The sequence below is a fragment of the Bradyrhizobium diazoefficiens genome (assembly GCF_016616235.1).
In the GTDB taxonomy this organism is placed as follows: Bacteria; Pseudomonadota; Alphaproteobacteria; order Rhizobiales; family Xanthobacteraceae; genus Bradyrhizobium; species Bradyrhizobium diazoefficiens_H.
This window is the reverse complement of the sequence record NZ_CP067100.1, coordinates 7,087,981-7,114,944: the sequence shown is the minus strand read 5'-3', so window position 1 is coordinate 7,114,944 and position 26,964 is coordinate 7,087,981. Positions and strand designations below refer to the sequence as shown.

The 26,964-nt window shown below is 64.4% G+C and carries 25 protein-coding genes; 11 read left to right on the top strand and 14 right to left on the bottom strand.

What is annotated here, in order from left to right:
• Positions 1-4 precede the first annotated feature (4 nt).
• Positions 5-925: a methylenetetrahydrofolate reductase [NAD(P)H] gene (gene metF, locus JJB99_RS33500; RefSeq protein ID WP_200496369.1), complete on the bottom strand. Its 921-nt coding sequence runs from the start codon at positions 923-925 to the stop codon at positions 5-7.
• A 388-nt stretch (positions 926-1,313) separates the two neighbouring features.
• Between metF and JJB99_RS33495 the strand changes: the two genes are divergently transcribed.
• Entirely contained in the window at positions 1,314-2,330 is a 1,017-nt protein-coding gene (locus tag JJB99_RS33495) for an LLM class flavin-dependent oxidoreductase (RefSeq protein ID WP_200496368.1), read from the top strand.
• A 31-nt stretch (positions 2,331-2,361) separates the two neighbouring features.
• Here JJB99_RS33495 and JJB99_RS33490 read toward each other — a convergent pair whose 3' ends face one another.
• Together JJB99_RS33490 and JJB99_RS33485 are read right to left on the bottom strand one after the other, a co-directional pair.
• Positions 2,362-3,219 (bottom strand): prephenate dehydratase, encoded by an 858-nt coding sequence (locus JJB99_RS33490; RefSeq protein ID WP_200496367.1) that lies wholly within the window; start codon positions 3,217-3,219, stop codon positions 2,362-2,364.
• Positions 3,220-3,240: 21 nt separating this feature from the next.
• The gene (locus JJB99_RS33485; RefSeq protein WP_200500419.1) at positions 3,241-3,981 is read right to left on the bottom strand and encodes a 3-deoxy-manno-octulosonate cytidylyltransferase; all 741 of its coding nucleotides are present in this window, start codon (positions 3,979-3,981) and stop codon (positions 3,241-3,243) included.
• Positions 3,982-4,201: 220 nt separating this feature from the next.
• Here JJB99_RS33485 and JJB99_RS33480 point away from each other — a divergent pair, with 220 nt between their 5' ends.
• The 6 genes from JJB99_RS33480 (at position 4,202) to JJB99_RS33455 (ending at position 12,697) form a co-directional block, all read left to right on the top strand.
• Positions 4,202-4,753 (top strand): c-type cytochrome, encoded by a 552-nt coding sequence (locus JJB99_RS33480; RefSeq protein WP_200496366.1) that lies wholly within the window; start codon positions 4,202-4,204, stop codon positions 4,751-4,753.
• A gap of 212 nt (positions 4,754-4,965) precedes the next feature.
• Positions 4,966-6,876 (top strand): ABC transporter substrate-binding protein, encoded by a 1,911-nt coding sequence (locus JJB99_RS33475; RefSeq protein ID WP_200496365.1) that lies wholly within the window; start codon positions 4,966-4,968, stop codon positions 6,874-6,876.
• A 14-nt stretch (positions 6,877-6,890) separates the two neighbouring features.
• Positions 6,891-8,765: an extracellular solute-binding protein gene (locus tag JJB99_RS33470; RefSeq protein ID WP_200496364.1), complete on the top strand. Its 1,875-nt coding sequence runs from the start codon at positions 6,891-6,893 to the stop codon at positions 8,763-8,765.
• A gap of 2 nt (positions 8,766-8,767) precedes the next feature.
• The gene (locus JJB99_RS33465) at positions 8,768-9,877 is read left to right on the top strand and encodes a microcin C ABC transporter permease YejB (protein WP_200496363.1); all 1,110 of its coding nucleotides are present in this window, start codon (positions 8,768-8,770) and stop codon (positions 9,875-9,877) included.
• The gene (locus JJB99_RS33460; protein WP_200496362.1) at positions 9,877-11,055 is read left to right on the top strand and encodes an ABC transporter permease; all 1,179 of its coding nucleotides are present in this window, start codon (positions 9,877-9,879) and stop codon (positions 11,053-11,055) included. The genes JJB99_RS33465 and JJB99_RS33460 overlap by 1 nt, the downstream gene beginning before the upstream one ends.
• 4 nt (positions 11,056-11,059) lie before the next feature.
• A complete protein-coding gene (locus tag JJB99_RS33455) occupies positions 11,060-12,697 on the top strand; it encodes an ABC transporter ATP-binding protein (protein ID WP_200496361.1) in 1,638 nt (545 codons plus the stop codon).
• A 90-nt stretch (positions 12,698-12,787) separates the two neighbouring features.
• Here the strand turns inward: JJB99_RS33455 and JJB99_RS33450 are convergent, their stop codons facing one another.
• The 4 genes from JJB99_RS33450 to JJB99_RS33435 all read right to left on the bottom strand — a co-directional run bounded on the left by JJB99_RS33450 (position 12,788) and on the right by JJB99_RS33435 (position 16,040).
• Positions 12,788-12,991, bottom strand: a complete 204-nt coding sequence (locus JJB99_RS33450; protein ID WP_200496360.1) for a hypothetical protein — start codon at positions 12,989-12,991, stop codon at positions 12,788-12,790.
• A 35-nt stretch (positions 12,992-13,026) separates the two neighbouring features.
• Entirely contained in the window at positions 13,027-13,305 is a 279-nt protein-coding gene (locus tag JJB99_RS33445) for a hypothetical protein (RefSeq protein ID WP_200496359.1), read from the bottom strand.
• A 514-nt stretch (positions 13,306-13,819) separates the two neighbouring features.
• The gene (locus tag JJB99_RS33440; protein WP_200496358.1) at positions 13,820-14,674 is read right to left on the bottom strand and encodes an NlpC/P60 family protein; all 855 of its coding nucleotides are present in this window, start codon (positions 14,672-14,674) and stop codon (positions 13,820-13,822) included.
• A complete protein-coding gene (locus JJB99_RS33435) occupies positions 14,667-16,040 on the bottom strand; it encodes a leucyl aminopeptidase family protein (RefSeq protein ID WP_200496357.1) in 1,374 nt (457 codons plus the stop codon). Before JJB99_RS33435 ends, JJB99_RS33440 begins: the two co-directional genes overlap by 8 nt.
• A gap of 196 nt (positions 16,041-16,236) precedes the next feature.
• Between JJB99_RS33435 and JJB99_RS33430 the strand changes: the two genes are divergently transcribed.
• From JJB99_RS33430 to JJB99_RS33420, 4 genes are all read left to right on the top strand, one after another.
• Positions 16,237-16,440 carry a hypothetical protein gene (locus JJB99_RS33430; RefSeq protein WP_200496356.1) on the top strand — a complete coding sequence of 68 codons (204 nt, stop codon included), beginning with the start codon at positions 16,237-16,239 and terminating at the stop codon, positions 16,438-16,440.
• Positions 16,441-16,706: 266 nt separating this feature from the next.
• On the top strand, positions 16,707-17,567 hold the full coding sequence (locus JJB99_RS36615) for a metallophosphoesterase family protein (protein ID WP_246775093.1): 861 nt from the start codon (positions 16,707-16,709) through the stop codon (positions 17,565-17,567).
• Between the two features lie 207 nt (positions 17,568-17,774).
• Positions 17,775-18,203 (top strand): hypothetical protein, encoded by a 429-nt coding sequence (locus JJB99_RS36610; protein ID WP_246775092.1) that lies wholly within the window; start codon positions 17,775-17,777, stop codon positions 18,201-18,203.
• A gap of 93 nt (positions 18,204-18,296) precedes the next feature.
• Entirely contained in the window at positions 18,297-19,109 is an 813-nt protein-coding gene (locus JJB99_RS33420; RefSeq protein ID WP_200496355.1) for a tetratricopeptide repeat protein, read from the top strand.
• A 58-nt stretch (positions 19,110-19,167) separates the two neighbouring features.
• On the opposite strand, the gene JJB99_RS33415 is transcribed toward JJB99_RS33420, so the two are convergent.
• The 7 genes from JJB99_RS33415 to cpaB are packed head-to-tail and all read right to left on the bottom strand — an operon-like array spanning position 19,168 to position 26,937.
• Positions 19,168-20,142 carry a type II secretion system F family protein gene (locus JJB99_RS33415; RefSeq protein ID WP_200496354.1) on the bottom strand — a complete coding sequence of 325 codons (975 nt, stop codon included), beginning with the start codon at positions 20,140-20,142 and terminating at the stop codon, positions 19,168-19,170.
• 9 nt (positions 20,143-20,151) lie between these two features.
• Positions 20,152-21,129 carry a type II secretion system F family protein gene (locus JJB99_RS33410; RefSeq protein WP_200496353.1) on the bottom strand — a complete coding sequence of 326 codons (978 nt, stop codon included), beginning with the start codon at positions 21,127-21,129 and terminating at the stop codon, positions 20,152-20,154.
• 16 nt (positions 21,130-21,145) lie between these two features.
• Positions 21,146-22,609, bottom strand: coding sequence for a CpaF family protein (locus JJB99_RS33405; RefSeq protein ID WP_200496352.1), 1,464 nt, complete (start codon positions 22,607-22,609; stop codon positions 21,146-21,148).
• 21 nt (positions 22,610-22,630) lie between these two features.
• Positions 22,631-23,899: an AAA family ATPase gene (locus JJB99_RS33400; RefSeq protein ID WP_200496351.1), complete on the bottom strand. Its 1,269-nt coding sequence runs from the start codon at positions 23,897-23,899 to the stop codon at positions 22,631-22,633.
• Positions 23,896-24,630 (bottom strand): CpaD family pilus assembly protein, encoded by a 735-nt coding sequence (locus JJB99_RS33395; protein ID WP_200496350.1) that lies wholly within the window; start codon positions 24,628-24,630, stop codon positions 23,896-23,898. Before JJB99_RS33395 ends, JJB99_RS33400 begins: the two co-directional genes overlap by 4 nt.
• Positions 24,631-24,649: 19 nt before the next feature.
• A complete protein-coding gene (locus JJB99_RS33390) occupies positions 24,650-26,125 on the bottom strand; it encodes a type II and III secretion system protein family protein (RefSeq protein WP_200496349.1) in 1,476 nt (491 codons plus the stop codon).
• An 11-nt stretch (positions 26,126-26,136) separates the two neighbouring features.
• Positions 26,137-26,937 carry a Flp pilus assembly protein CpaB gene (gene cpaB / locus JJB99_RS33385; RefSeq protein ID WP_200496348.1) on the bottom strand — a complete coding sequence of 267 codons (801 nt, stop codon included), beginning with the start codon at positions 26,935-26,937 and terminating at the stop codon, positions 26,137-26,139.
• Positions 26,938-26,964: the final 27 nt, after the last annotated feature.

Below are 26,964 nucleotides of genomic sequence, written 5' to 3'. Positions count from 1 at the left end.
TGTCTTAAGCCGCCTTCTGCGCGCTCTTGGCGCGAATGCCGAGCAAATGGCTGATCGCGAACACGAGATCGGCACGGTTCATGGTGTAGAAATGGAAGGTGTCGACGCCGTGCTTGGCGAGCTTCTGCACCTGGCCGGCGGCAACTGTGGCGGCCACCAGCTTGCGGGTCTCGGCGTCGTCATCGAGGCCCTCGAACTTCGCGGCGAACCAGTCCGGCACGGTGGTGCCGGCGCGGGTGACGAAATTGCGCGCCTGTTTGAAATTGTGCATGGGCATGATGCCCGGCACGATCGGGATGCTGATGCCGCGGGCGCGGACGCGGTCGAGATAGCGGAAGTAGAGATCGTTGTCGAAGAACACCTGGGTGATCGCGCGCGCCGCGCCGGCATCGACCTTTGCCTGAAGCGTGTCGATGTCGGCATCGAAGTCGCGCGCCTCGGGGTGTTTCTCGGGATAGGCCGAGACGGACACCTCGATATCCGCGTGGCGCTTCTTGATGCCCGCGACGAGGTCGGCAGAGCTCTGATAGCCCTCGGGATGGCTGGCATAGGGCGTGCCGATGCCGCCCACGGGATCGCCGCGCAAGGCCACGATGTGGCGGACGCCGACCTCGTGATAGCGGTCGACGATCTCGTCGATCTCGCCGCGCGAGGCGCCGACGCAGGTCAGGTGCGCGGCCGGCAGCAGCGCGGTTTCTTTCAGGATCCGCGTGATGGTCGAATGGGTGCGCTCACGGGTCGAGCCGCCGGCGCCATAGGTCACCGAGACGAATTTCGGCTCGAGCGGGGCGAGCCGGTTGATGGTCTCCCAGAGATTGCGTTCCATATCTTCCGTCTTGGGCGGAAAAAACTCGAACGAGATCGCAGGCCGCTTCAGATGCCCGTCTTGCCCGTTGGCTTGGGCAGGAATCGTCAGATCGGTCATGGCACCATTCACTCCAGATTTCGGCGGCCGGCGGTCGGTCTAGGATCGAGAGAGCCCAAGATAAGCCAAAGCGGTCGCACTCGACAGCCCATCGGATGTGGGAAATAGCCCACTTTCGGCGTCAGTATGCGGATTACAGCGAATAGGCGGGCGCGAGTGGGAAGGGTGTGTTCTGGTATTTGTATAAATAAATCAAGGCAGTGATGAGGAGCTGTGGTCACCAGAGACGATAGAATCGGATGGGCAATATGAAAATGGTGTTGCCAAGGCCAAATTTGTCCCATCGCCCGACCCGACTGCCGTGGCGCCAGCGCTCATGGGCAGCACACGCCAGACCTGCGCAGTCAGCCCATTGCCGCCGCGCCGGCCTCCACTACGTTAACGCGCCATGATCCCGCTCTCAGTCCTCGACCTCTCGGTCGTTACCACAGGCACCAAACCCGCCGCGGCGCTGCGCAACAGCATCGATCTGGCGCGCCACGCGGACGGGCTCGGCTATGTCCGCTACTGGCTCGCCGAGCATCACAACCTCGCCTCGGTGGCGAGCCCGGCGCCCGACGTGATGATCGGGCAGATCGCGGCGGTGACCAAGCAGATCCGCGTCGGCTCCGGCGGGGTAATGCTGCCCAACCACGCGCCGCTGGTCGTGGCCGAGCGCTTCAAAATGCTGGAGGCGCTGTTTCCCGGCCGCATCGATCTCGGCCTTGGCCGCGCGCCTGGCACCGATGGTGCCACGGCCTATGCGCTCCGCAGCAGGCTGGATCGCCGCGAAGGCGATGATTTCCTGGAGCGGCTGCACGAACTGATCCTGTGGGAGACGCGGGAATTTCCCTCGGGTCATCCCTATCACAACGTCGTCGCGATGCCCGACGATACGCCGCTGCCGCCAATCTGGCTGCTCGGCTCCAGCGACTATTCCTCGGAGCTCGCGGCGCAAGTCGGCATGGGCTTCGCCTTCGCACACCATTTTGCGTCCCACGATGCGATCGAGGCGATGGTGCACTATCGCAATCACTTCCAGCCCTCGGCCTGGAGCGCGAGCCCGCACGCGGTCCTCGCGGTCGCAATTATCGCGGCGGATACCGACGAGGAGGCCGAAAAGCTCGCCTCGTCATTCGACCTCAACCGTCTGCGCCGGGACCGCGGCCAATATCTGCCGCTGCCGAGCGTCGAGGAAGCGCTGGCCTATCCCTATACGGATGCCGAGCGGACCTCGATCCTGCGCAACCGCTCACGGCTGTTCGTCGGCAATCCGGCGACGGTGCGGAATAAGCTTCAGCCGTTGATCGAGGCCAGCAAGCCGGACGAACTCATGGTGATCACGGCGGTCTACGACCACGAGGCGCGGAAGAAGTCGTATTCGCTACTGGCGGAGGCGTTTGGGCTGGTGAAGCCCGCGACGTAACTTACCCTCCCCTCCAGGGGAGGGTGGCAGATCAATCCTGCGCTTCGCTAAACGTCGCGCGGAACGGGTGACCGGGATACACGCCGACGATGCGGAATTCGCGCGAGAAGAATTTCAGCTCCTCGATCGCAAACGCGAGGCCCTTGTCATCGGGGTGGCCGTCGACGTCCGCGTAAAACTGCGTGGCGAAGAAATTGCCGTCGACCATGTAGCTCTCGAGCTTGGTCATGTTGACGCCGTTGGTGGCAAAGCCGCCCAGCGCCTTGTAGAGCGCGGCCGGCAAATTGCGCACGCGGAAGACAAAAGTGGTGACCAGCGGGCCGGAGCCCTGCGCCGCCCATTTCGGCTCGCGCGCCAACACCACGAAGCGCGTGGTGTTGTGGGCTTCGTCCTCGATGTCCTCGGCGAGGATGTCGAGGCCGTAGATCTTGGCGGCGAGGCGCGAGGCGATGGCGGCGACGGTCTTGTCGTTGCGCTCGGAAATGTCGCGGGCGCTGCCGGCGGTGTCGGCGTGCACGATCGGCTTGATGCCGAGCTTGCGGATGATGCGCCGGCACTGCCCGAGCGCATGGACATGGCTCTCGACGCTCTTGACGTCGTCGATCCTGGTCCCCTTCACCGCCATCAGCTGATGCCGGACCGGCAAGAACCATTCGCCGATGATGAAGAGGCCGGAGGCCGGCAGCAGGTGATGGATGTCGGCAACGCGGCCCGCGACCGAGTTCTCGATCGGGATCATGCCGAGATCGGCCTCGCCGGACGAGATCGCCGACAGCGCGTCTTCGAAGGTGGCGCAGGGCATTGGCTCGGCGTCTGGATAGGCCTCGACGATGGCGATGTGGGAGTTGGCGCCGGGCTCGCCCTGGAATGCGATCTTCATCTTGCTCATGCTCGGCCTTGTAGCAGCGGCTCAGGATTTGGAAAGGATGCTGCGCGCGGTTTCGAGATCGGGCGGCGTGTCGACGCCGCGGGGCACGCTGTCGACGATGATGATGTCGATGCGCATGCCGGCTTCCACCGCCCGGAGCTGCTCCAGGCTTTCCTGACGCTCCAGCGGCGAAGGCGGCAGCGACACGAAACGCTCCAGCGCAGCGCGTCGATAAGCATAAAGACCAATATGGTGGTAACGCGGTCCGTCGCCGTGGGGGGCAGTGGCGCGGGTAAAATAGAGTGCCCGCAGGCGCCTCGGGCCAATCGGCGAGCCGATCGCCTTCACGACGCTCGGCGCGAGGTCTTCCTCCTCGGTATGGATCTGCGAGGCCAGCGTCACGATGTCGACCGCCGGGTCGTCAAAGGGTGGCAGCACCTCGCGGATGGTCTGCGGCGTGATGGTCGGAAAATCGCCCTGGAGATTGATCACGATCTCGGCCCTGCCGTCCGGATCGAGCTTCTGCATGGCCTCGTGAATGCGGTCGGAGCCGGAGGGGTGTGTGGAGCGGGTCATCACGGCCTCGCCGCCATGGGCGGTCACCACCGCGGCGATCTCGCCCGTATCGGTGGCGACCGCGACCCGGCCGATCCCCGCGGCCTCGGCGCGCCGCATCACGTGCACGATCATCGGCAGGCCGGCGATGTCGGCGAGCGGTTTGCCGGGCAGACGGGTGGCGGCCATGCGGGCCGGGATCAGCACCAGGATGCGGGGATCGATCATCGGTTCAAGAGCCTGGAAACGGGGCGTTTTCCGCCGCGAGAAATGGGGTGGGGATGGGTTCGAAGCCGGCTCGCTTATACGGGTTGCCAGAGCACGGGCAAACCGATATCTCAATGGCAAAACTCGGGGAAACAACAAGGAACGTCTTGATTCTCCCGAGGCTCGTCCTGGCGGCCGCTCGGCCGCTGTTTCCTTCTTGCGGTGTGGGGCCTGGCCGGAAATGGACTCTTTCGAACTGAACAAGATTCTCGGTGCCGTGCTCGGCACCTGTCTCGTCCTGCTGGTGACGAGCTTCACCGCCCAGGCGCTGTTCTCGCCCAAGATGCCGGAAAAGCCGGGCTTTGAGATCGCCGTGAAGGAAGAGGCCGGCGACAAGGGCGGCGCCGCCCCGGCGGCCGCTCCGTCCGAGCCGATCGAAAAGCTGCTCCAGACCGCATCGGTCGAGAAGGGCGCCGCCGCCGCCAAGAAGTGCGGCGCCTGCCACACCTTCGAGAAGGGCGGCCCGAACCGCGTCGGTCCGAACCTCTATGGCATCGTCGGCGAGCCGAGGGGCGAAGGGCGCGGCTTTAACTTCTCAGCCGCCATGAAGGCCAAGGGCGGCACCTGGACTTTCGACGAGCTGAACAAGTTCATCGCTAATCCGAAGGGCTATATCCCGGGCACCGCGATGGGCTTCGCCGGCATTCCGAAGGACTCCGAGCGCGCCGACGTCATCGCCTATCTGAATTCGCTGTCAGATCATCCCGAACCGCTGCCGACGGCCTCGAAATAAGGCGTCAAAAAACCAGACGTGGAATGTGCGGCCAGGCTGAAAAGCCTGGCCGTTTCCTTATGCAGGCCTCGCGATGACGCTATCGGGGCGTTTGGCCGCATCCGACAGGCCGTCCGGCCTTCCAAGATGAGGAAAAAGCAACATGTTCCGTCGAAACCTCGCCTATATTGGGAACTTAAAGGAGTAGCCTCCTTCAAGACAGGGATGTTGATTTGGCCATTACCCGACGCGATCTCCTGCTCACCGGCGCGGCCGTTGCCGCGCTCCCCGCTCTCGGTTCCGGCGCGGGCGTTCCCGTCATTGGCGCGGCCGAGGCGCAATCGGCGAGTGAGCTGACTTCAAGTGAGCTTCCCTGGCGCCACGCGCTGTCGCTGTTCGGCGACATCAAGTACCCCGCCGATTTCAAGCGCTTCGACTACGTCAATCCGGACGCGCCCAAGGGCGGCGTCGCCCGTATGATCTCGCTCGGCACCTTCGACAATTTCAACATCGCGGTGGCCGGCATCAAGGGCTCGCTCGCGCCGGCCGCGGCCATGATCTACGAAACGCTGATGACGCGGGCGCAGGACGAGGTCGCGACCGAGTACGGCGAACTGGCCGAAGCCGCGCAACATCCGGATGATTTTTCCTGGGTGACCTATCGCCTGCGGAGAGAAGCGCGCTGGCACGACGGGAAGCCGGTGACGCCGGAGGACGTGATCTTCTCGCTGGAGAGCCTGAAGAAGCTGAGCCCGATGTATGCCTCCTACTACCGCCACGTGACCAAGGTGGAGAAGAGCGGTGAGCGCGACGTCAAATTCACGTTCGATGCGCCCGGCAATCGCGAACTGCCCACCATCGTCGGCGAGCTCACGGTGCTGCCAAAACACTGGTGGGAGGGCACCGACGCCCAGGGGCGCAAGCGCGATATTGGCACGACTACGCTGGAGCCGCCGCTGGGCTCCGGCCCGTACAAGATCAAGGAATTCGTTGCCGGGCGCTCGATCAGGCTCGAACGCGTCAAGGACCATTGGGGCGCCAATCTCCCGAGCCAGATCGGCACCAACAATTTCGACGAGCTGCGCTTCGAATTTTTCCGCGACAATCTCGTCGCGTTGGAAGCTTTCAAGGCCGACCAGGCCGACTGGATCGCGGAAAACTCCGCCAAGCAATGGGCGACGGCCTACGACTTTCCGGCGGTGACCGAGAAGCGGGTGATCAAGGAGGAGTTTCCGATCAACGATTCCGGCCGCATGCAGGCCTTCGTCGTCAACATCAGGCGTCCCCAGTTCAAGGACGCGCGGGTGCGGCGCGCCTTCAACTATGCCTTCGACTTCGAGGAGATGAACAAACAGCTGTTCTTCGGTCAGTACAAGCGCATCAACAGCTATTTCGAAGGGACCGAGCTGGCCGCAAGGGGGCTGCCGCAGGGCGAGGAGCTGCAGATCCTCGAGACCGTCAAGGACAAGGTGCCGCCGGAAGTCTTCACCACGCCTTACCAGAATCCGGTCGGAGGCAGTCCCGAGGCCGTGCGAGCCAATTTGCGCGAAGCGGCGAAGCTGCTGAAAGAGGCGGGCTTCGAGGTGCGCGACCACAAGCTGGTCGACGCCTCGGGCAAGGTTCTGACGGTCGAGATCCTGGTGCAGGACCCCTCGTCCGAGCGCATCGCGCTATTCTACAAGCCGTCACTGGAGCGGATCGGCGTCAATACGTCGGTTCGTGTGGTCGATGACGCGCAATACCAGAACCGGCTGCGCAGCTTCGACTTCGATATGATCATCGATCAATGGGGCGAGTCGCTCTCGCCGGGCAATGAGCAGCGCGAGTTCTGGGGCTCGCAGACGGCCGACGTGCCCGGCGCGCGCAATACCATCGGCATCAAGAATCCTGCCGTGGACGCCCTGATCGAGAAGGTGATCTTCGCCAAGAACCGGGCCGGTCTCGTCGCCGCAACGCGCGCGCTCGATCGCGTCCTGCTGTGGAATTTCTACGTGGTGCCGCAGTTCACCTATCCATTCTCGCGCTACGCCCGCTGGGACCGCTTCAGCCATGCCGAGCCGCTGCCGAAATACGGCCGATCCGGCCTGCCGACGCTGTGGTGGTATGACGCGGAAAAGGCGGCGCGCATCGGAAAACGCTCTTGAGGAAGCAATTGCGCATGGCGCAGCTTTCACGCCGGCATGTGCTGGCTCTAGGTGTCGGCGGTGCGCTGAGCGCCGCGGCACTGCGTGGCGCGGCGGCGTCGGAAATGCCCACCGAGGCCCACGGCATCTCGGCGTTCGGCGATCTGAAATATCCCGCCGACTTCCATCATTTCGATTATGTCAATGTGGACGCGCCGAAGGGCGGCACGTTCTCGCTGATTCCCTCGGTGCGCGCCTATAACCAGTCCTACCAGACCTTCAACTCGCTCAACGCCTTCATCCTGAAGGGTGACGGCGCGCAAGGCATGGACATGACGTTCGCGCCGCTGATGGTGCGCGCCAGCGACGAGCCGGACGCGATGTACGGGCTGGCTGCCAGATCGGTGCAGATATCGCCGGACAGGCTGGTCTATCGCTTCACGATGCGGCCCGAGGCGAAATTCCACGATGGCACCAGGCTCACCGCGCACGATGCGGCGTTTTCGCTGACGGCATTGAAGACCAAGGGCCATCCGCTGATCATCGTGCAGATGCGCGACATGGCCAGCGCGGAAGCTCTCGACGATGCGACACTCGTCGTCACCTTCGCCAAGGGACGGGCACGCGACGTGCCGCTCTATGTCGCGGGCCTGCCGATCTTCTCCAAGGCGTATTACGCCACGCGGGCCTTCGATGAATCGACGCTGGATATTCCGCTCGGCTCGGGGCCCTATAAGGTCGGCAGATTCGAGGTCAATCGCTACATCGAATACGAGCGGGTCAAGGACTGGTGGGCGGCCGATCTGCCGGTTTGTCGCGGCAGCTACAATTTCGACGTCGTGCGCTACGAGTTCTATCGCGACCGCGATGTCGCCTTCGAAGGGTTTACCGGCAAAAGCTATCTCTATCGCGAGGAGTTCACCGCCCGCATCTGGGCGACTCGCTATGACTTCCCGGCCGTGAAGGACGGCCGCGTCAAGATGGAGGTCGTGCCCGACGATACGCCGTCCGGTGCGCAGGGCTGGTTCATCAACACGCGGCGCGACAAGTTCAGGGATCCGCGCGTGCGCGAAGCCTTGATCAATGCGTTCGACTTCGAGTGGACCAACAAGACGATCATGTACGGTGCCTATGCCCGCACCGTGTCGCCGTTCCAGAATTCCGACCTCATGGCTGGCGATGGTCCGCCTTCGCCGGAAGAGCTGAAGCTGCTGGAGCCGTTCCGCGGCCAGGTCCCCGACGACGTGTTCGCTGCGCCGTTCTCGCCCCCCGTCACGGATGGCTCCGGACAGGACCGCAGCCTGCTGCGCAAGGCGCAGCAATTGCTGAACGAGGCCGGCGTGCCGATCAAGGATGGCAAGCGGGTGCTGCCGAATGGCGAGCCATTCAGGATCGAGTTCCTGCTGGACGAGCCTTCGTTCCAGCCGCACCATGCGCCCTACGTCAAGAATCTTGGAACGCTTGGCATCGAGGCCAGCGTGCGGCTGGTCGATGCCGTGCAATACAGAGCGCGGCAGGAAGATTTCGACTTCGACATGACGATCCAGCGTTTCAGCATGTCGGCGACGCCGGGCGATGCGATGCGCTCGTTCTTCTCCTCGCAGGTCGCGAACACCAAGGGATCGTACAATCTGGCGGGCGTCGCCAGCCCGGCGATCGATGCCATGATCGAGAAGATCATGGCGGCCGACAGCCGCGAGGAATTGACCGTCGCCTGTCGTGCCTTCGATCGCCTGTTCCGTGCCGGCCGTTATTGGGTGCCGCAATGGTACAACAAGACACACCGGCTGGCTTATTGGGACCAGTTCGGTCATCCGCAGAAGCTGCCGCGCTACGCCAATGGCGTCGGCGCCCCCGATATCTGGTGGCATGACGGCACGAAGGCAGCCAAGCTCGAGCAGGCGAAATAGTCATGAGCGCTTATATCGCCCGCCGCATCCTGCTGATGATCCCGACCCTGCTCGGGATTCTCTTCGTGTCCTTTGTCGTGGTGCAGTTCGCGCCGGGCGGCCCGGTCGAGCGCGTCATCGCGCAGCTCTCGGGCGCCGATACCGGCGGCAGCTCGCGCATTTCCGGCGGCGGAGACTTCGCCCAGCGCGCGCCGGGACAGTTAGGGGCCGGCGGCGATGCCATCAACTCGAAATATCGCGGCGCCCAGGGTCTCGATCCTGACTTCATCAAGAAGCTGGAGGTGCAATTTGGCTTTGACAAGCCGGCGCCGGAACGCTTCGCGCTGATGGTGTGGAATTTCGCCCGCTTCGATTTCGGCAAGAGCTATTTCCGCGACGTCAGCGTGCTCCAGCTCATCAAGGAGAAGCTGCCTGTCTCGATCTCGCTCGGAATCTGGCTGACGCTTCTGACCTATCTGATTTCCATCCCGCTCGGCATTCGCAAGGCCGTGAACGACGGCGCGCGGTTCGACACCTGGACGTCGACCGTGCTCGTGCTCGGCTATGCGATTCCGGGCTTCCTGTTCGCCATCCTCCTGATCATCCTGTTTGCCGGCGGCTCGTTCTTCAACTGGTTTCCGCTGCGCGGGTTGACGTCGGACGGCTGGTCGCAATTTCCCTGGTACTGGAAGATCATCGATTATTTCTGGCATCTGACGCTGCCGCTGATCGCCATGGGGTTAGGTGCGTTCACCACCATGACGTTCCTGACCAAGAACTCGTTCCTGGACGAGATCCGCAAGCAATACGTCATGACTGCGCGCGCCAAGGGCTGCAGCGAGAACCGGGTGCTCTACGGCCACGTGTTCCGCAACGCCATGCTGATCGTGATCGCCGGCTTCCCGGGGACCTTCATCCACGCCTTCTTTTCGGGCTCGCTTCTGATCGAGACCATCTTCTCGCTGGACGGGCTGGGACTGCTCAGCTTCGAGAGCGTGCTCAACCGCGACTATCCGGTGGTGTTCGGTACGCTCTACATCTTTTCGCTGGTCGGACTCGTGATCAACCTGATCTCCGACCTGACCTATATGTGGATCGATCCCCGGATCGATTTCGAGGCGCGGGAGGTCTGATGACGATCACCGCACCGACGCCGATCGAGACCACGACCCAGTCTCCGCTGGGAGAGGTCGTTCCGATCACGGGCAAGCCGTTCGCGCCTTCGCCGCTCAACCGGCGGCGCTGGCAGAACTTCAGGGCCAACCGGCGCGGCTACTGGTCGTTCTGGATCTTCATTGCCCTGTTCGTGATCTCGCTGTTCGCCGAGCTGATTGCCAACGATCGGCCCTTCCTGATCAAGTTCGACGGCCGCCTGTATTGGCCCGCCTTTGTGACCTATTCGGAAACCACGTTCGGCGGCGATTTCGAGACCGCCGCCGACTATCGCGACCCCTACCTGCAGAAGCTCATCAAGGATAAGGGCGGCAGCATCGTCTGGCCGCTGATCCGTTACTCCTACGACACGCACAATCTCGATCTGCCGACGCCGGCGCCGTCGCCACCGACCTGGATGCTGACGGAAGCGCAATGCAAGCCGGTGGTGGAGAAGAAGGGGCTGAAGAGCTGCCGCGATCTCGAATACAACTGGCTTGGCACCGACGATCAGGGCCGGGACGTGGTGGCGCGGCTGATTTACGGCTTCCGCATCTCGGTGCTGTTCGGTCTTTGCCTCACCATCATCTCGTCGGTCATAGGCGTCGCGGCGGGGGCGGTGCAGGGCTATTTCGGCGGCTGGGTCGACCTCATCTTCCAGCGCTTCATCGAGATCTGGACGGCGATTCCCTCGCTCTATCTTCTCCTGATCCTGTCCTCGGTGCTCGTGCCCGGCTTCTTCGTGCTGCTCGGCATCTTGCTGCTGTTCTCATGGGTCTCGCTGGTCGGTCTGGTGCGGGCCGAGTTCCTGCGCGGGCGCAACTTCGAATATATCCAGGCGGCGCGGTCGCTCGGCGTCTCCAACCCCGTCATCATGTTCCGTCACCTGCTGCCGAATGCGATGGTCGCGACCATGACGTTCCTGCCGTTCATCGTGTCGAGTTCGGTGATGACGCTGACGGCGCTCGACTTCCTCGGCTTCGGTCTGCCGCCCGGATCGCCCTCGCTCGGCGAGCTGCTGTCGCAGGCCAAGTCCAATGTGCAGGCGCCCTGGCTCGGCTTCTCCGGCTTCTTCTCGGTCGCGATCATGCTGTCGCTGCTGATCTTCATCGGCGAAGCCGTGCGCGACGCCTTCGATCCGCGCAAGACGTTCAGGTAGGCCGATGGACGCGATCAACCAGCCCCTGCTCAGTGTGCGCGACCTGTCGGTGGCCTTCCACCAGGGCGGCGCGACGACGCTTGCGGTCGACAAGGTCTCGTTCCAGATCAAGCGCGGCGAATGCCTGGCGCTGGTCGGCGAATCCGGCTCCGGCAAGTCGGTCAGCGCGCTCTCGATCCTGAAGCTGCTGCCCTATCCGAACGCCTCGCATCCCTCGGGCAGCATCCGCTTCAAGGGTCGTGAGCTGATCGACCAGTCGGAGCGAGAGATGCGGGAGGTTCGCGGCAGCGACATCTCCATCATCTTCCAGGAGCCGATGACCTCGCTCAATCCGCTGCACACGATCGAGGCGCAGATCGGTGAGATCATCCAGCTGCACAATCCGACCAGCAACGCAGAGGCGCGCCGGCGGACGCTGGAGTTGTTGACGCAGGTCGGCATCCCCGAGCCCGAAACGCGGCTGAAGAGCTATCCGCACCAGCTCTCCGGCGGCCAGCGCCAGCGCGTGATGATTGCGATGGCGCTTGCCAACGAGCCGGACCTGTTGATCGCGGACGAGCCGACCACCGCGCTCGACGTCACCGTGCAGGCCCAGATCCTGGCGCTGCTCGCCGGAATCCGCGCCCGGCTCGGCATGAGCCTGCTCTTCATCACCCACGATCTCGGCATCGTGCGCCGCATTGCCGACCACGTCTGCGTCATGAAGAATGGCGAAATCGTCGAGCAGGGGCCCGTCGAGCAGGTCTTCAAGAGCCCGAAACATCCCTATACGCGCGACCTGCTCGCAGCCGAGCCGAAGCCGGATCCCGCGCCGCCGCAGCCGGATGCGCCGGTGGTGATGTCGGCCGATGATCTGAAAGTCTGGTTTCCGATCAAGCGCGGCCTGATGCGCAAGACGGTCGGCCACATCAAAGCGGTCGACGGCGTCAGCGTCGCCGTGCGCAAGGGGGAGACGCTTGGCGTCGTCGGCGAATCCGGCTCGGGCAAGACCACGCTGGGGCTGGCGCTGCTGCGGCTGATCTCCTCCAACGGGCGCATTGTCTTCCTGGGAAACGATATCCAGGGTCTGCGCTTCAAGGAGATGCGGCCGTTCCGGCGCGACATGCAGATCGTGTTCCAGGATCCGTTCGGCTCGCTCAGCCCGCGCATGTCGGTTGCCGATATCATCGCCGAAGGGCTTACCGTGCATCAGCCGAAGCTCTCGCGCGAGGAACGCGAGGCGCGCGTCGTCAAGGCGCTCGAGGACGTTGGGCTGAAGCCAGATACCCGCTATCGCTATCCGCACGAATTCTCCGGCGGCCAGCGCCAGCGCATCAGCATCGCGCGCGCGGTGGTGCTGGAGCCGAATTTCGTCGTACTGGACGAGCCGACCAGCGCGCTCGACATGCTGATCCAGGCGCAGATGGTCGATCTGTTGCGCGAGCTTCAGCGCAGGCGCGAGCTCACCTACATGTTCATCTCGCACGATCTGCGCGTCGTTGCCTCGCTCGCCAGCCATCTCATCGTGATGCGCGGCGGCAAGGTGGTCGAGGAGGGGCAGGCGGCGGAGCTGTTCAAGAATCCGAAGACGGATTACACCCGTGCGCTGTTCGCGGCAGCGTTCCGGCTGGAGACCGCCGCGGATGGGTCGGTGGCGACGTAGCCCGTCATTCCAGGCGTGCGGCAACGAGCCCCCGGGAAAGACGCTTCTGCCAGTGCCCAAAGCGGGCTTACGCCCGCCAGTCGCGTTGATCTACGCGGCGCGTTCCTGGTCTCGTTCCTCGATCGTGGTCGCTGTTTCTTCCAGCTTCTTCTCGTAGTTGCCCGCGAGCTTCTCAATACTATCCGCCCACATTCTCAGCATTGAGACCTGAAAGCGGATCATCGGCTTCAAGGCATTCATGCCGATTGCTGTCGCTGCGGCGATGCGCCGTTGTGGCTCGTTGTGGTCTGCCATGGTGCTCGCTCCTTCGCTCTGTGTTAGACCCAAGGTCACCTCTCGGGTTGTGAATTGCGTGCTTCCAAGCACGCGGCAAAAACTTGATCGGCCGCGAGTCGCGCACGTCGGTCGTCATGCAGTTCATCCAGTTTCTTCAAGTAGGCGACCGCGGCGATTTGCATGAGGTCGAAATCGTCTTCGCCGGCGCGAAGATTGGCGATGTAGCGGTAGAGGGCGGAACGCCTGTTATCATTCTCGCTGACGCCACTGTGGAGCAGCAAATAGTTCCGCCAAGCGAACGCGCACGCGCCTTCTCTGGCCTGAGAACTCATGGGCACCTCCCGAGTGCAGAGAAAGACTGACGACGCGTTTCGTTCCGCAAATTCGCAGTTTGTAACGTTGTTCCGTGGCTGCGCCGAGGTGCCTATCCGCCGAGGGCGGGTTGCCTTTCGAGTGACGGGTTGCCCGAATGACCGTGCGTCTGTTCCCCCGGAGCAACGTACGAGACTTCAGAGTCTATTTGCGTTGGAGTGTCGCAGCCGGCTTGGCACCAACGATGAGGTCTTCGCATCTCGAGTTGTGGCCGATTTGGTCGCAGGAGCTGGATTGAAGTTCGAAGATCGTGGCGCGTTCGATCTCAAGGGCATTCCTGGCTTATGGGAATTGTTTGAGGCGGCGCAATAGCAGGCGCGTTCTCTGTTCGCGATCCAAGCCCTCAGTCCACTTGCATTGGCAGAGATTAGGCAAAGTCTGGTCGGCTCTTGGCCCAAGTAGACTTGCGCCGCGGCGGCTTTGATGTCGCCTTCCGACAGTAAAGCAGACGCGACGCATTTTCGACGACGCGTGCTACAGCCGCCTGATCGCGACGACTTCGCTGCCGGCTTGCTTGATCCGCGCGACCGCCGGCTCGATCGGCTCGATCACCGTTGCCATGTGATGCGCGTTGGCGTGAACCATGGTGATGGCATCGCGAACGATGGCGACGTGCCCCTTCCAAAAGATCAAATCGCCGCGCTGTAGCTTACTTCGCTCGTGCGGTTCGAGCGAGCGGCCGAGGCCCGCTTGTTGCATGTCGCTGTCGCGCGGGCAGCCGGTGCCGGCCGATGTCAGCGAGATCTGGACGAGGCCGGAACAGTCGATGCCGAGGCTGGTCTTGCCGCCCCAGAGATAGGGCGTGCCGACGAAACGCTCCGCCACTGCGACGAAATCCGGCTCGCGATGGTCGAGTGGCGCGAGATGGGTCTTCGGCAGGAACGTACCCTCGCGCGTCACGACGAAAATGCCATCCTCCCGCGCGACCGTGAGCTTAGATCCTAGCCCCAGCGAACCGGTTGGCGGCAGCTTGATCGAGGGGCCGGGGAAAGCGAGCGTCCGCAGCGCGCTCACCTTGTGCGTTGGCGCGGCGGTCGGTGTCGCGAGAGCCGCATCTGGCAGCCAGCCGACATAGCCGTCGCCGCCAAGCTGACCCCAGGCCCAGCCCTCGCCGTTGCGGTCGTAGACCGTCACGCGCTCGCCGCGCAGCGCCTCCGTCATCAGCATCGCGCCGGATGACGGCTGCTCGCGCATCGGCGCGACCGAATCGACCACCTCGAATTCCTCGCCGGTGACGAAGCGATCGGCCTGCACCTTGCCTTCGAGATATTTTGCGGCGAGATCGCCCCGCGCCGGCGTCAATCTTGGATCGTGTCTTGGATCATGCATAGCGCTCGCTCAGCACCCTGTAGATGGCGCGCGCGGCCTGGCATTCGCCGCCTTCGGGGCGCGCGGGCTTCGCCGTCGGCGTCCAGCCGTAAATATCCACGTGAAGCCAGCTCTTGGCTTGCTCGACGAAGCGCTGCAGGAACAGCGCGCAGGTGATCGAGCCGGCAAAGCCGCCGGAAGGCGCGTTGGTGATGGTGGCGGTCTTGGAGTCCAGCCACGCATCATAAGGCGGCCACAGCGGCATGCGCCACAACGGATCGTTCTCCTGCGCCGCGCAGCGCGCGACGTCGGCGGCCAGCGTCTCATCATGGGTGTAAAAGGGCGGCAAGTCCGGTCCCAGCGCGACGCGTGCCGCGCCGGTCAGCGTTCCCAGATCGATCAAGAGATCGGGGTTTTCCTCGTCGGCCAGCGCCAGCGCGTCGGCGAGCACGAGCCGCCCTTCCGCGTCGGTATTGCCGATCTCCACCGTGATGCCCTTGCGCGAGGTGAAGATGTCGAGAGGACGGAAGGCGTTGCCGGCGACCGCGTTCTCCACGGCCGGAATCAGCACGCGCAACCGCAGCTTCAGCTTGGCGTCCATCACCATGCGCGCCAGCGCCAGCACGTTGGCGGCGCCGCCCATGTCCTTCTTCATAATCAGCATGCCGCTCGACGGCTTCAGGTCGAGCCCGCCGGTGTCGAAGCAGACGCCCTTGCCGACCAGTGTCACTTTCGGATGCGAGGGATCACCCCAGCCGATGTCGATCAGGCGCGGTGCGCGGCTGGAGGCCATGCCGACGGCATGGATCAGCGGAAAATTCTTCGCCAGCTCTTCGCCGATGGTGCAGGCAAAGCTGGCTCCGAATTCGGTGGCGAGCTCTTGCGCCGCAGCAGTGAGTTCCTCCGGCCCCATGTCGTTGGACGGCGTGTTGATGAGGTCGCGCGCCAGCATCGCGGCATCCGCCATGCGGGTGATCTCGGCGGCATCGACGCCGTCGGGCGGCACCAGCCTGACGTCGGGCCGATCGGCCTTGCGGTAGCGCGCGAAGCGGTAGCATCCCAGCGCGAAGGCAAGCGCCGCCAGCCGCGCATCGTGCGGTGCATTGGCGAAGCGGTAGGTGCCCGGCGGCAGCAGGCCGGGCAGGGCACCCGGCCGGAACAGGTCTCGCGATCGTGTGCCGTGGTCCTCGAGGCCGAACAGCACCTGTGCGATCGCGCCATCGGGTGCGGGCAGCGCCAGGTAGCCGCCGGGCTTGCCGGAAAACGCGCTGGCTGTGGCGAACTGACGCTGTGCCGGCCGCAGTGTCTCGGCGACCTGATCCCAGCTCGACTTGGTGACGAAGGTGATCGGGATGGCGGTGGACGACGTCTCGAAGACTGAAGGCATTGGCGGGTCCGGATCAGCAGATCATGCGAGCCCACGAGACTTCGCAGAGTTTTGCCGCGGCCGCAATCGGCTTTGCTGTCACCGTTCAGCGAGGCCGCTACTCGCCGCAAGGAGGCCATGCTAGGTTCCGGAGAGCGGCCGTCAGGTGTGCAGAGATCGCCGCCGGTCGACGACGAAGCCTGCCGGAGGACGTGCGATGGACTTTGTGTGGAGTGTGGTCACATTCATCGGCCAGGCCGTCGAAGCGGTTTTTGGTTATGTCGAGCATCACCACTGGATCTTCGCGTTTCTCGCCGGCGGCTACGTCTTCTATCTGCACGACCGCTCCGTTCACGCCCGGTTCGATGCGCTCGACAAGCGCATCGACGAAATCCGCAAGCGCCTGACCATCGAATATTGATCACATCAGGCGAAACTTCCGGCAGGCGGCTCTCGTATCTCGTGCGGAGAACTGCCGTGCAGGAGCGCGCGGCCGCAGGGCTTTACTAGCGCCGCGGTTGTGGCATTATTGACGAATATTTTAGATTGTGCCGCGCGGCACGCGGTGTCTGCCCGGGGCATCCCGCCGGATCTGATACCGGCCTGATCTGTTCGTCCTTGATCCTGTTCGAAGGCATTTTTCTCATCGTTTGGGCGGCGCAGCATTCGCGGATTAAGCGGCGCAAAATGGATAGATCGTTCGTTATTGCGCACATCTCCGACCTGCATCTGGACGGGTCTGGCCGCCTGTTGGCAACGATCGAGGCGCTCAGCGTCGCAATACGCAAGGCGCTGGCTGATGTCGCTGATGTTCCCGACCGCATCCTGCTGATCACGGGCGATCTCGTCGACGCCCCGACGCCGCGCGCGCTCGACGAAGCGCTCGCCGTCATCGCCACGTTCCGGCAGACCGGATTGTTCACCGACATCCAGGCGGTTGCGGGCAATCACGACGTCAAGCGTCCAAGCCAGCGTGCGGGCCGCCACGACATCTATGATTATCTGCATCTGCCGCGAACTTCGAAGAGCATCTACTACCGTCAGGCCGGCCTCGACCTGCTGCTGCTGGATTCCAACCGCGCCAGCATCACGAAGCTGGCGAGCGGCATCGAGAACACCTACCACGCGCTGGTCGCGGATTCGGCCCGGCTGAGCGTCGAACTCGCCGGCAGCATGGGTTCGGCGGGACGCGCCGACTATGCCGAGCCGGCGGAAAACCTGGTGCGCGTGCTGGCGCTGCATCATCATCCGTTGCCGCAGGCGACCGGCGAAGGAAAGCGGTTTCTCGGCGCGCCAGACGAGCCGCTGATGTATCTCGCGGCGCCTGCGACCTTCCTTGAAGCTGCGACCTCGCTCAACGTCAATCTGGTTCTGCATGGGCATCGCCATGTCGAGGGGCTGACCCGCTATTCGATCCCCGATCCGCGTGCGGCGCGGGGCGGAGGCGGCGAGGCGTTCTGGCGCACGATCTACGTGCTCTCCTGTCCGTCCTCGACCGGACAGGCGGGAGACGATGCCGGCTTCAACATCGTCCATTTCGGCCCGTAGTCCGATGCAGGCCGGACGGAGTATCGCTTCGCGATCACCCGCTATTCGCGCTCGCGCAATGACGGCGTATTCGCGCCGCTCGATTCCAACCTGGCGGATGGCGTCATCAGCCTGCCGGCGGGCCGGGATTTTTCGCGCGATCCAGCCGTCCAATCGGCGATCGAGATCGGCTCATGCACGACGCTAACGCGGGGGCAGGTCGCAGCATTGACCCGCCGGCTGCTGATGCGCCGCGTTTTTTATTCTGACAGCGAGGCGTCGTGGGCGAACGCGCTGCACACCTATCTCGTCACCGCCAATGCCTGGGCCGATATCGAGAACAAGTTCGCGAGGTCGGCGCGCAAGCACGAGCTTGAGGCGGTGGCCGCGGTAGGGCTTCTGTTGCAGCGGCTGATCGCGCAATCCGCCGCAGCTCTCGGCATCGAGAACGATCAGCTCATTGAGCTCCGCGCCAGGCGTTTCGTCCATCGCGACGATCTGCATTGCGGATTGCCGGGGGTCTCGCGCGCCGACATCGATGTCGCCGCGGAGGCGCGCAAAAGGGGTCAATTGCTGCGGGATCTGAATGAGCAGGTGAAACGGCTCGGCCTCGATCTTGGCCTCGGCGGAGAGACGCCGCCGCAGACGCTGGCATGAGGGGCAGCCAGGCTGTCGTTAACCGGCTGTTAGGGTTAACAGTCTATTGCTGACGCGTTCGGCTCGATCAATCGGCTCGAGAGTCAAAGCGGCATGCGTCATCGGTTCAGTCTTGCCCGGCTTCTCGCGTCCACCTCGCTGGTCGCGGTGGTGGCGATTAGCCTCGGCGGCTGCACGGCCATGTCGAAGCTCTCCGAGGCCACCGGCTCGGTCGGGCCGCGGGCGGAAGCCGCCCCCACCGATCCCGCGCGCGCCGTCGAAGTCTATGGCGAGCGCTACCGCGCCAATCCCAAGGATCCCGACGCCGCGCTCCGCTATGGCCAAGCCTTGCGTGCCAACGGCCAGCGCGCCCAGGCCGCAGCCGTGCTGGAGCAGGCGACCATCGCCAATCCCGGCAACAAGGCGTTGCTCGCCCAGTATGGCCGCGCCCTCGCCGACAACGGTAATTTCCAGCAGGCCTTCGACGTGTTGTCGAAGGCGCATTCGCCCGATAATCCGGACTGGCGCCTGCTCTCGGTGCAGGGCACCGCGCTCGATCAGATGGGACGCCACGAAGAGGCGCGCTCCTATTACGCGAGCGCGCTGAAGATCGCACCGGGTGATCCCGGCGTGCTCTCCAATCTCGGCCTGTCCTACATGCTCTCGAAGGATCTGCCCAAGGCCGAAGAGGCACTGCGGCAGGCCAATGCCTCGCCGCGCGCGAGCAGCCGGGTGCGGCAGAATCTCGGCCTGGTCGTCGGTCTCCAGGGCCGTTTCGCTGAAGCCGAGACCATCGTGAAGGCGGACCTGCCGCCGGACCAGGCCGCGGCCAATGTCGCCTATCTGAAGGACATGCTGAGCCGCAGCGACGCGCCGCGCAGCGCGCCGAAGCGCACGCCGGTCGCCTCGCTCAGCCAGCCCGACTGATCCGGCCGATCTTCCAATCCTGAACGCTTCTTGCGGACCGCATGCGGTCCGCGTTGCGTCAGTGCAGCTCGGAGATCTTGATACCGGTCGGTCCGAGAATGACCACGAACAGCACCGGCAGGAAGAACAGGATCATCGGCACCGTCAGCTTCGGCGGCAGCGCGGCGGCCTTCTTCTCGGCCTCGTTCATGCGCATGTCGCGGTTTTCCTGCGCCATGACGCGCAGCGAGTGGCCGAGCGGGGTGCCATAGCGTTCCGCCTGCTGAAGCGCCAGACATACCGATTTGACGCCTTCGAGCCCGGTGCGCTTTGCCAGGTTCTCATAGGCGACCTTACGGTCCTGCAAATAGGACAGCTCGGCCGTCGTCAGCGTGAACTCTTCCGACAGCGCGATCGACTGGCCCACGATCTCGGTAGCGACCTTGCGGAATGCCATTTCGACCGACATGCCGGATTCGATACAGATCAGCAGCAGGTCGAGCGCGTCGGGAAAGGCGCGCTTGATCGAGAGCTGGCGCTTGGAGATCGCGTTCCTCAGGAACAGCATCGGCGCCTGGAGGCCGAGATAGGCGGCGCCGACGCAGATGCCGATCTTGATCGGCATCGACTGCTCCATATGCGCGATCACGAAGACGTAGAGGACCGAGCCGACGAACAGCACCAGCGGGGCGACCATGCGTGCGAACAGGAAGGTGATGTAGGGCGCCTGGCCGCGATAACCCGCCATGATGAGCTTGTCGCGCGCGGTTTCCTGCGCCAGCCATTTGGTGAGGTTGAAGTCCTCGACGACCTTGGAGACGATCTGCTTCGGTGTCTGCCGCAGCGAGACCTTCTCGCTCTTGTTGAGGCGGTCGCGCTCGCGCTGCCGGATGCGTTCGCGTTCGCTCGCGACCGCCTTCATGCGTTTGGCGAGGCCCTCGCCCGCGAACAGCGGCATCACCAGCGTGTAGACGGTGGCGCTGGCGGCGATGGCCGCCAGCAGCATGGTCATGAAGTGGGCGTCATGCAGCTTCGTAACGAGAAACTCAACCATAGGGCACCGTCAGAAGTCGAAGTTGATCATCTTTTTCATCACCATGATGCCGATCGACATCCAGATGAGGCAGCCGACCAGCATCAGCTGGCCGGTCGGATGAGTCCAAAGCAGGGAGATGTATTGCGGCGTCGTGAGATAGACCAGGAACATCACGATCGGCGGCAGCGAGCCGATGATTCCGGCGGAAGCCTTGGCTTCCATCGACATCGCCTGGATCTTCTCCTTCATCTTCTTGCGGTCGCGCAGCACCTTGGAGAGGTTGCCGAGCGCTTCGGAGAGATTGCCGCCCGATTTCTGCTGAATCGACACCACGATGCCGAAGAAATTGGCTTCCGGCAGCGGCATGCGCTCATAGAGCCGCGAGCACGCCTCGCCGAGCGGCATGCCGATCGCCTGTGTCTCGATGATGGCGAGGAACTCGCTGCGCAGCGGCTCGGGGGAATCGGCGGCGACGACCTTGATCGATTCGAACAGCGGCAGGCCCGCCTTGATGCCGCGCACGATGACGTCGACCGCGTCGGGCAGCGCCGCCAGGAACTTGTTTTCGCGACGCTTCTTCAGGAAGCCGAGCGCCCAGCGCGGCAGGCCCAAGCCGCCGGCGAAGGCGAGGCCGGTCGCGCCGAGCAGGCCGCCGCCGCCGAACAGAACGGCCGCGAAAAACACGCCGGCGACGACGCCGGATACGATCCAGAATTTCTGCGGCGTCCAGTCGAGCCCCGCTTGCGACAGGCGCACGGTGAGCGAGACGCTCTTCTCCTGGAGACGCCGGGCTTCGAGGTCCTTGAGCGTGGTCTCGACCTGCTCGCGACGCGAGCGCTGGCTTTTCTCGGTCTGCCGGATCGTAGGCGCCTCGGCGCGCGCGATCGAGGCGCGGCGGTTTTCGGCCTTCCGCTCCCCGGACAGCAGCGGATAGAGAAAGACCCAGGCAATGCCGCCGACGGCGGCGGTGGCGAGGAAGGCCAGGGCGAGGACCTGCATGTTCATGGTGTTGCTGACCTGCTCACGTCTTCGGCGCTACTTCCGCCGCGTCGAGCGCAGCGGCAAGGCGCTTCTCGTCGCCGTAATAGCGGGCGCGTTCCCAGAACTTCGGCCGGCCGATGCCGGTCGAGCGGTGCCGGCCGATGATCTTGCCGTTGGCGTCCTCGCCGATCATGTCGTAGAGGAAGATGTCCTGGGTGATGATGGTGTCGCCCTCCATACCCATCACCTCGGTGATGTGGGTGATACGGCGCGAGCCGTCGCGCAGGCGCGCCGCTTGGATGATGACGTCGATCGAGGCGCAGATCATCTCGCGGATGGTTCGTGACGGCAGCGAGAAGCCGCCCATCGTGATCATGGATTCGCAGCGCGACAGCGCCTCGCGCGGATTGTTGGCGTGCAGCGTGCCCATCGAGCCGTCGTGGCCGGTGTTCATGGCCTGGAGCAGGTCGAACGCCTCGGGTCCGCGGACCTCGCCGACGATGATGCGTTCGGGACGCATACGCAGGCAGTTGCGCACCAGTTCGCGCATGGTGACCTGGCCTTCGCCCTCGATGTTGGGCGGGCGGGTTTCCAGCCGCACCACATGCGGTTGCTGGAGCTGAAGCTCGGCGGCATCTTCGCAAGTTATGACGCGCTCGTCGTGCTCGATATAGTTGGTGAGGCAGTTGAGCAGCGTGGTCTTGCCCGAGCCGGTACCGCCGGAGATCAGAACGTTGCAGCGGACGCGGCCGATGATCTGGAGGATCTCGGCCCCTTCCGGCGAGATCGCGCCGAACTTGACCAGCTGATCCAGCGTCAGCTTGTCCTTCTTGAATTTGCGGATGGTGAGCGCGGGGCCGTCGATCGACAGCGGCGGCACGATGGCGTTGACGCGGGAGCCGTCGGCGAGACGCGCGTCGCAGATCGGCGAGGATTCGTCGACGCGCCGGCCGACCTGGCTGACGATGCGCTGGCAGATGTTGAGCAGCTGCTGGTTGTCGCGGAAGCGGATGCCGGTGCGCTGGATCTTGCCGCCGACCTCGATGTAGACGGTGTTGGCGCCGTTGACCATGATGTCGGCGATGTCGTCGCGCGACAGCAGCGGCTCGAGCGGGCCGTAGCCGAGCACGTCGTTGCAGATGTCGTCGAGCAGCTCTTCCTGCTCGGCGATCGACATCACGATGTTCTTGATCGCGATGATCTCGTTGACGATGTCGCGGATTTCCTCGCGCGCGGACTCGGAATCCAGCTTGGCGAGCTGGGCGAGGTCGATCGCCTCGATCAGCGCGCCGAAGATGGTTGCCTTGACCTCGTAGTAATTGTCCGAACGGCGGGACTCCATGGCCGGCGCGGGCTTCGCCGGGGCAAGCGGCGGCGAGGCGACAGCCGGCGGGGGCGGCGCGCGCGACACGGCGGGCGCCGGAGCCGCTGCAGGCTCTGGCGACACGGCACCGGACTTGGGAGCCCGAAGGTCGGTGTCTGTTCCGCTACGCTTACCGAACACTTAACAACTCCATGCGGCGGCTTATCTTCCCCGCAACTTCTCAATCAGCGGTGAAAGCAGGGACGACTTTTGTTTCTTGGTCTCGCTGCGACCGGTCAGGCGCTGGGCGATCTGAAGGAACATCTCGATCGACTTGTGGTTGGCGGAGATCTCCGCGATCATCTGGCCGTTGTTGGCCGCCGAGCCGAAAATCTGCGGCTCGAACGGGATCGACACGACCGGCTGGCTTTCGATCGCCTTGGCAAACTCCGCGGCGGCGATTTCGGGCCGCTTTGGCACCCCGACTTGGTTCAGGCAGTACAGCGGCGGCCGATCGTTGGGCCGCGCGGCCTTCAAAAGATCGAACAGGTTCTTGGTGTTGCGCAAATTGGCGAGGTCGGGCGCAGCGACGATCAGGATGTCGTCGGCCCCGATCAGGGCGCGCTTGGTCCAGCCCGACCATTGGTGCGGGACGTCGAGCACGATGCAGGGCATGGTCGAGCGCAGGGTGTCGAACACGGCATCGAAGGCGTCGGTGCCGAAATCATAGACCCGGTCGAGCGTCGCCGGCGCCGCCAGCAGGCTGAGATGGTCGGTGCATTTCGACAGCAGGCGGTCGATGAATGCGGTGTCGACGCGATCGGGCGAGAACACGGCGTCGGCGATGCCCTGCGGCGGGTCCTGGTTGTAGTCGAGCCCGGCGGTGCCGAAGGCGAGGTCGAGGTCGGCGACGACCGCGTCCATCGCAAGGTCGCGCGCGATCGCCCAGGCGACGTTGTGGGAGATGGTGGAGGCGCCGACGCCGCCCTTGGCGCCGACCACCGCGATGATGCGGCCGACCGCCTTGGCTTCCGGCGCCGAGAACAAATTGCAGATCGAACGCACGACGTCGATCGGGCCGACCGGCGAGAGCACGTAATCGCTGACGCCGCGGCGCACGAGCTCGCGGTAGAGCATGACGTCGTTGATGCGGCCGATCACGACCACGCGGGTGCCGGCGTCGCAGACGGTGGCGAGCTGGTCGAGCCCGGTCAACAGGTCGTTGCGGCCGTCGCTCTCGAGCACGATCACGTTCGGCGTGGGCGCGGAGCGGTAGGCTTCAATCGCGGCCGCCATGCCGCCCATCTGGATCTTCAGATGGGCCTTGCCGAGACGGCGATCCTCGCCGGCAGACTGCACGGCAGCGGCGGTCTCCACGGTCTCGCAGAAGGCCTGGACCGAGACGCGCGGCGCCGGCGCAATATGCTCCTCGACCGGCGGGGGCGGGGCCTCCGGCTGCTCTTCTTGGGTCTGGCGAGCGTAGCTGATCATTTGCCGGTGTCGCTGAGTTTGGCCTTGTCGGCTTCAGGATAGGTAACCGCCGTCGACGTTCCCTTGCGGTACTTTTCGAGGAGGGTGGTGCGACGCGCCGTGTAGGACGGTGTTTCGGGCCGCGGCTGCTCGAGGTCCGACGGATTGTCGACCATCGCCGCCATGTTGCGCTGATAGGCGCAGCCGTAATTGTAATAGTCCTTGTTCTCGAACCAGCTCTTGTTCTTCATCGAGGGGCCGATGTCCTCCGGCCACAGGCCGCAGGGACCTGCGACAGCGGCGATCCTGGAATAGGTGAGCCGGATCGGCGGCAGGAAGCGCCTGTCTTCCGGCTGGTAGGGACTGATGGTGATGCCGCGCGGCGGAACGCCGGCGCCGGCCAGCATCGCCTGGATCTCGCGCATCGTGTCCGCAACCGCGCGCGCGTTGGGCGTCCCGGACGGCGCGTCGATACGGATGGCGCCGGTGCCTTCGTGCAGCCAGGCCGACGCGACGCCCATCACGTCGGCGCGCTGGGCAGCGGTCAATCCGCCGCGGGCGTGACCGACGAAGACGACGATCGAGCGGTTCTGCTCCTCGATCGCGATCGGATGGCGCTGCTTGTAGTCGTCGGGAATCGAGGCGGTCGTCACTTCGTCGTGCTGGCAGCCGCCGAGCGCGAGCGCGATACCGACCAGCGCGCCACCGAAGCCGATGGCGCGTTTGCGAAGCTGGGGCAGTCTTGTGATCATCGTGAAGTCCCCGTTCCGCTCAGTCGGTAATGAAGCCGTAGGTGCCGCGGTAGTTCTTGGCCGGTTCGGTCCGGCCCGGCACGCCGTAGATGCGGTTGATGTTGCCGATCAGCTCGGCCTGCGGATCGGCGGGCGCGGCGAAGCCGTCATCCGGCCGCGACAGGTCCTTCGGCGCTGCTGCGCGCACGACATAGGGCGTCACGATCACGACCAGCTCGGTCGCGTTGTTGACGAAGTCGCGGCTGCGGAACAGCGTGCCGAGGATCGGGAGCTGCATCAGTCCGGGCAATCCGCTGACCGCCTGCTTGGTCTGCTGCTGGATCAGTCCGGCCATCGCCATCGCGCCGCCGGAGGGAATTTCCAGCGAGGTTTCGGCACGGCGGGTCTTGATCGACGGCACCGTCAGCGAATTCACCGAGGTCGAGGTCACCGCCTGCGACAGCGTGATCGCATTTTCGTTCGAGAGTTCCGAGACCTCGGTCATCACGCGCAGGCTGATCTTGCCTTCGCTGAGCACGACCGGGGTGAAGTTGAGCGAGATGCCGAACTTCTTGAAGCTGATCTGGGTGGTACAGACATGTGTGGTTGGGTCGCACGCATAGCCCGCCGGCACCGGGAATTCGCCGCCGGCGACGAAGGTCGCGGACTCTCCGGAGATCGCGGTCAGGTTCGGCTCGGCCAGCGTCCGGATCACGCCCGCGGTCTCCATCGCGCGCAGGGTCGCCTGCACCGACGGGGTGGCGCCGAACTTAGTGGTCAGAGCGTTGCCGTCTACGAGATTTTTGCCAAGCGCCGTGAAGGGATTGGCATTGCTGAAGGTCACCACCGAGGTGCCGTAGTTCAGGTTGGCGGTGAGGTCGATGCCGAGCTGCTTGATGATGGTGCGCGCGACTTCGGCGACCGTCACCTTCAGCATCACTTGGTCGCGGCCGCGAACGACGATCGAATTCACCACCTTTTCGGGGCCGCCGGCAAGGCGTGCGGCCAGATCGTTGGCCTGCTGTGCTTCCAGCGGGTTCGCGGCCGAGCCGGTCAGGACGACGCCGTCGCCGAGCCCGTCGATCTGGATGTCCGAATTGGGCAGCACCTGCTTCAGCGCGGCTCGCAAGCCGTTGAGGTCACGCTTCACCGCGATGTCATAGGCCGCGATCTGTTGGCCGGCGGAATCGAAGAACACGATGTTGGTCTGGCCGACTGAGGCGCCGATGATGTAGGCGCGCTGCGCCGAGCGGACCACGGCATTGGCGATCTTGGGATCGGCGACCAGCACGTCCTTGATGTCGCGCGGCAGGTCGATCACGATCGACTTGCCGACGCCGAGCGAGAGGAAGCGCGCATTCATCTGGCCGTCGGCCGCGACCGGCGCCACCGGGCGATAATCGGCGGCGACCACGGGGGTGAGCACCGGGTTCAGCGTCAGCGCGAAGGCCGCCGAAAACGACAGGGCGCGGACCAGTGAGGTTCGCATCGTCGCCAAATCTGCCCTGCATTTCATATCGACAGTCCTCATCGCGCCTTCGCCGTCGAGCTTGGGATTCCGTAGCGAATGATCGAAACGCCGTCCCGCTTCTGCGCGGAATCATCGAGCGTGATCTCGCTCAGCTTGACGTCGGCGATACTGCGCAGCGCCAGTGACAGCGTGCCGGCCTGGCGGCCTGACGACAGCACCTGGGTCTGTGCCGGATTGAGTTCGAGGGTCACGGTCTTGCCGACCACCGCGTTCTGCCCGTCCTTCTCCTTCGGCGCCTGGTCGATCGCCAGCACGCGGACATTGGTCAGGATGATCTCGGACGTGACGATATCGGGAGCGCCACTGTTCTGGTCGGGGTTTTTGAGGCGGCGCGTCAGCAGCACGTCGACGCGGTCGTTGGGCAGGATGAAGCCGCCCGCGCCGGTCTCCGGCGAGATTTCGGTCGAGATCGCCCGCATGCCGGTCGGCAGGATGGCGGCCATGAAGCCGGAGCCCTCGGCCTTGACCAGCTTCTGGTCTCGGATCGGCTCACCCTGGATGAAAGGAGCGCGCGCGATCGAGCCGGTCACCTGGGAGGCGCCCTCGGGGCGTTCGTTGCGGCGGATGAAGGTGGCGCTGGCGGTCGCGGCTGGCCAGGTCTGCCACTGCACGTCTTCCGCCTTCACGGTCTGGCCGAGGCCGATGTCGTTCTTGGCCACCAGGACGTCGACGGTCGGAAGCTGCGGGGCTTGCGTCACTGGAGGCGGCGCAGAATTGTCCGAGCCGCTCGCCAGATACGCGGCGACGCCGCCGGCGCAGATGGCGACCGTCAGGACGACAATGCGTGCCCTATTCATACGCTTCACTTTCCAACAAAACGCCGC

What these genes read in the sequence shown, in the direction of transcription:
- JJB99_RS36615 (WP_246775093.1), top strand. Translation starts at nt 16,707, where the DNA reads ATGGATAGATCGTTCGTTATTGCGCACATCTCCGACCTGCATCTGGAC.
- JJB99_RS33440 (WP_200496358.1), bottom strand. Translation starts at nt 14,674, where the DNA reads ATGCATGATCCAAGACACGATCCAAGATTGACGCCGGCGCGGGGCGAT.
- cpaB (WP_200496348.1), bottom strand. Translation starts at nt 26,937, where the DNA reads ATGAATAGGGCACGCATTGTCGTCCTGACGGTCGCCATCTGCGCCGGC.
- JJB99_RS33490 (WP_200496367.1), bottom strand. Translation starts at nt 3,219, where the DNA reads ATGAGCAAGATGAAGATCGCATTCCAGGGCGAGCCCGGCGCCAACTCC.
- JJB99_RS33435 (WP_200496357.1), bottom strand. Translation starts at nt 16,040, where the DNA reads ATGCCTTCAGTCTTCGAGACGTCGTCCACCGCCATCCCGATCACCTTC.
- metF (WP_200496369.1), bottom strand. Translation starts at nt 925, where the DNA reads ATGACCGATCTGACGATTCCTGCCCAAGCCAACGGGCAAGACGGGCAT.
- JJB99_RS33390 (WP_200496349.1), bottom strand. Translation starts at nt 26,125, where the DNA reads ATGAAATGCAGGGCAGATTTGGCGACGATGCGAACCTCACTGGTCCGC.
- JJB99_RS33430 (WP_200496356.1), top strand. Translation starts at nt 16,237, where the DNA reads ATGGACTTTGTGTGGAGTGTGGTCACATTCATCGGCCAGGCCGTCGAA.
- JJB99_RS33460 (WP_200496362.1), top strand. Translation starts at nt 9,877, where the DNA reads ATGACGATCACCGCACCGACGCCGATCGAGACCACGACCCAGTCTCCG.
- JJB99_RS33465 (WP_200496363.1), top strand. Translation starts at nt 8,768, where the DNA reads ATGAGCGCTTATATCGCCCGCCGCATCCTGCTGATGATCCCGACCCTG.
- JJB99_RS33450 (WP_200496360.1), bottom strand. Translation starts at nt 12,991, where the DNA reads ATGGCAGACCACAACGAGCCACAACGGCGCATCGCCGCAGCGACAGCA.
- JJB99_RS33410 (WP_200496353.1), bottom strand. Translation starts at nt 21,129, where the DNA reads ATGAACATGCAGGTCCTCGCCCTGGCCTTCCTCGCCACCGCCGCCGTC.
- JJB99_RS33480 (WP_200496366.1), top strand. Translation starts at nt 4,202, where the DNA reads ATGGACTCTTTCGAACTGAACAAGATTCTCGGTGCCGTGCTCGGCACC.
- JJB99_RS33445 (WP_200496359.1), bottom strand. Translation starts at nt 13,305, where the DNA reads ATGAGTTCTCAGGCCAGAGAAGGCGCGTGCGCGTTCGCTTGGCGGAAC.
- JJB99_RS33455 (WP_200496361.1), top strand. Translation starts at nt 11,060, where the DNA reads ATGGACGCGATCAACCAGCCCCTGCTCAGTGTGCGCGACCTGTCGGTG.
- JJB99_RS33400 (WP_200496351.1), bottom strand. Translation starts at nt 23,899, where the DNA reads ATGATCAGCTACGCTCGCCAGACCCAAGAAGAGCAGCCGGAGGCCCCG.
- JJB99_RS33470 (WP_200496364.1), top strand. Translation starts at nt 6,891, where the DNA reads ATGGCGCAGCTTTCACGCCGGCATGTGCTGGCTCTAGGTGTCGGCGGT.
- JJB99_RS33485 (WP_200500419.1), bottom strand. Translation starts at nt 3,981, where the DNA reads ATGATCGATCCCCGCATCCTGGTGCTGATCCCGGCCCGCATGGCCGCC.
- JJB99_RS33495 (WP_200496368.1), top strand. Translation starts at nt 1,314, where the DNA reads ATGATCCCGCTCTCAGTCCTCGACCTCTCGGTCGTTACCACAGGCACC.
- JJB99_RS33420 (WP_200496355.1), top strand. Translation starts at nt 18,297, where the DNA reads ATGCGTCATCGGTTCAGTCTTGCCCGGCTTCTCGCGTCCACCTCGCTG.
- JJB99_RS33415 (WP_200496354.1), bottom strand. Translation starts at nt 20,142, where the DNA reads ATGGTTGAGTTTCTCGTTACGAAGCTGCATGACGCCCACTTCATGACC.
- JJB99_RS33395 (WP_200496350.1), bottom strand. Translation starts at nt 24,630, where the DNA reads ATGATCACAAGACTGCCCCAGCTTCGCAAACGCGCCATCGGCTTCGGT.